We start from the raw sequence: 2,707 nt of genomic DNA on the forward strand, positions 1-2,707 counted from the left end.
GTACTTTGCGCACCCCTACCACTCCTGGGAGCGGGGGCTTAATGAGAACACCAACGGGCTGCTGCGCCAGTACTTCCCCAAGTCAACCAACTTGCGAAAAGTCAGCCAACAAGAGGTCGATGATGCCATCTACCAACTCAACCACCGCCCCCGCAAGTGCTTGGGCTACCGCACTCCTCACGAGGTCTTTTACGGCCTGGAAATCACTCCACTTAAACTCTACAGCGGTGCACTTTGTAGTTGAATCTGCGAACGAAATAGCCCCCCAGCGCAATAAATACCTGCGCTGGCAGCTACGAAATGAATAGTATTGGGTGTCGACGTTCCTTCGACCAAGCAGGCTCCTAAAACCCCCGCACCACCTCCATCGCCTGCTCCACCCGCTCCACCGCGTGGATGGTCAGGCCCTCGATGGGCTTTTTGGGGGCGTTGGCTTTGGGCACGATGGCGACGCTGAAACCCAGCTTGGCGGCTTCTTTCAGGCGTTCTTGACCGCGCGGGGCGGGGCGTACTTCACCGGCCAAGCCGACCTCGCCAAAGGCGATGAAGCCCTTGGGCAGCGGCTTGCCACGCAAGGACGAAGTGATGGACAGCAGCACGGCCAAATCGGCCGCCGGTTCGCTGATGCGCACGCCGCCCACCGCGTTGACGAACACGTCTTGGTCCATGCAGGCGATGCCGGCGTGTCGGTGCAGCACGGCCAGCAGCATGGCCAGGCGGTCTTTGTCTAAGCCGACGCTGAGGCGGCGCGGGCTGGGCCCACCACTGTCCACCAGCGCCTGGATTTCGACCAGCAGCGGGCGCGTGCCCTCCAGCGTCACCATCACGCAGCTACCGGGCACCGGCTCGGGGTGCTGGCTCAAAAAGATGGCGCTGGGGTTGCTCACGCCCTTCAGGCCGTGCTCGGTCATGGCGAAGACGCCTATTTCGTTGACCGCGCCAAAGCGGTTTTTGATGGCGCGCACCAGGCGGAAGCTGCTGTGGGTGTCGCCCTCAAAGTACAGCACCGTGTCCACCATGTGCTCCAGCACGCGCGGGCCGGCCAGCGCGCCTTCTTTGGTGACGTGGCCGACCAGCACGATGGCCACGCCGCTGGACTTGGCAGCGCGGGTGAGGTTGGCGGCGCATTCGCGCACCTGGGCGACGGAGCCGGGGGCCGAGGTGAGCTGGTCGGAATAGACGGTCTGGATGGAGTCGATCACCGCGATGTCGGGTTGGTGCTTTTGCAGGGTGGCGAGGATTTTTTCCAGCTGAATTTCGGCCAGCACCTGCACCTGGCTGTTGACGATGCCCAGGCGGCGCGAGCGCAGCGCCACCTGCGCACCGCTCTCCTCACCGGTGACGTACAGCGTCTTCTGGCCGGAGCGCTGCAGCGCATCCAGCGCCTGCAACAAGAGCGTGGATTTGCCGATGCCGGGGTCGCCGCCGATCAGCACTACACCGCCCTCCACAATGCCTCCGCCCAGCACCCGGTCCAACTCGTCCAGGCCGGTGGGGGTACGGTCCATGTCCGTCGCTTCAATGTCGGCCAGGGCCACCACCTCGGCGGTTTTGGCCAGCGCGGCGAAGCGGTTGTTTTTGGTGGAAGCCACCGGCTCGGCGACGGATTCGACCAGCGTGTTCCAGGCCTGGCAGTGCGGGCACTTGCCCAGCCACTTGGGGCAGGTGCCGCCGCATTCGTTGCAGGTGTAGATGGTTTTGTCTTTGGCCATGGACTGAATATAACCGCAGGCTGGTTAAAAACACAGTTTAACTATCACCGGAAATCTAATTTCCAGTAGCATGAACGACGGGTAAGGACACCCCACACTAATCATAGTCTTGACAAAGTTCGTATTTGTAGCTACACTGTAGCTACAAATACTGATAATTAATACTGAACATTATGCAAGTTGCAACTTACGGTAAGTCGGCTGAGGTTCGTTCGCGAATTGAGCCTGACTTGAAGAAACAATCTATTGAAGTGCTCGCCGATTTAGGTCTTGACCTGAGCGGTGCTATCCGGCTATTTCTGCGACAGGTAGTGGAGGTCAAGGGCTTGCCATTTGAGATTCGTAAGCCCACTCCAGAGACGGTTGCAGCAATGCTGGAAGCCCGCGAAATATCAGCGGCGCGCTTCGCCTCTGCGAAAGAAATTTTTGATGGTCTCGATAGCAAAACCGGCAAGAGCAAAACGCGCTCCACTGCCAAGAAAATCTGATCACACCCGCCAGTTTGGAAAAGATTGGGAGAAGTTGACCCATTCAGGCAAGCAAGATATGCAACGCCTGAAAGAAGCCATGTTGCACCTCATTGCAAACGAGGGCCCGCTGGCGGCGGAATGGTTGGACCACGCATTAGAAGGTGAATGGGCAGACCACCGAGAATGCCATGCCAAGGGTGACCTTCTGCTCATTTACAAACTGGAATCTGACCACGTTATCTTTGTACGTGCAGGTACGCATTCCGAGCTGTTCGGACGCTGATCCAAAGAAACCTGCTTCGGCAGGTTTTTTTATTCCAGAAGCGGGTCTACCCACCTTAACGCTACGACCGTTACCGGCGCGTGGCCAGGATGCTCAAGGGCCGACCCAACCACTCACACCCAGGGCTGGGCCAATTCTTCCGCAGCAAACACCCGCTGCACCGCCGGTCGCGCCAGCACCGCTTGCAGGTACGGCCCCAAATGCGGGTAGGTGCGGGCCGGGGCCGTGGCGAAGTTGCGGGT

The 2,707-nt window shown here is 59.5% G+C and carries 4 protein-coding genes and 1 pseudogene; 3 read left to right on the plus strand and 2 right to left on the minus strand.

The window, feature by feature from the left end; translation table 11 throughout:
- On the plus strand, positions 1-244 hold a 244-nt coding region (locus ABI213_RS04805), incomplete at its 5' end, for an IS30 family transposase (RefSeq protein WP_348008059.1).
- A 100-nt stretch (positions 245-344) separates the two neighbouring features.
- On the opposite strand, the gene radA is transcribed toward ABI213_RS04805, so the two are convergent.
- Positions 345-1,712: a DNA repair protein RadA gene (gene radA / locus ABI213_RS04810; RefSeq protein ID WP_348026266.1), complete on the minus strand. Its 1,368-nt coding sequence runs from the start codon at positions 1,710-1,712 to the stop codon at positions 345-347.
- Between the two features lie 173 nt (positions 1,713-1,885).
- On the opposite strand from radA, the gene ABI213_RS04815 reads away from it, so the two are divergent.
- Both ABI213_RS04815 and ABI213_RS04820 read left to right on the plus strand, forming a co-directional pair.
- Positions 1,886-2,200: a type II toxin-antitoxin system RelB/DinJ family antitoxin gene (locus ABI213_RS04815; protein ID WP_348008061.1), complete on the plus strand. Its 315-nt coding sequence runs from the start codon at positions 1,886-1,888 to the stop codon at positions 2,198-2,200.
- Positions 2,142-2,465, plus strand: a complete 324-nt coding sequence (locus tag ABI213_RS04820; protein ID WP_348008062.1) for a type II toxin-antitoxin system YafQ family toxin — start codon at positions 2,142-2,144, stop codon at positions 2,463-2,465. Before ABI213_RS04815 ends, ABI213_RS04820 begins: the two co-directional genes overlap by 59 nt.
- Before the next feature lie 113 nt (positions 2,466-2,578).
- On the opposite strand, the pseudogene ABI213_RS04825 reads toward ABI213_RS04820, so the two are convergent.
- Positions 2,579-2,707 (minus strand): annotated as a pseudogene (locus tag ABI213_RS04825) (glutathione S-transferase); the annotation flags it as partial.

The sequence above is a fragment of the Rhodoferax sp. genome (genome assembly GCF_039922535.1).
GTDB lineage: Bacteria > Pseudomonadota > Gammaproteobacteria > Burkholderiales > Burkholderiaceae_C > Rhodoferax_B.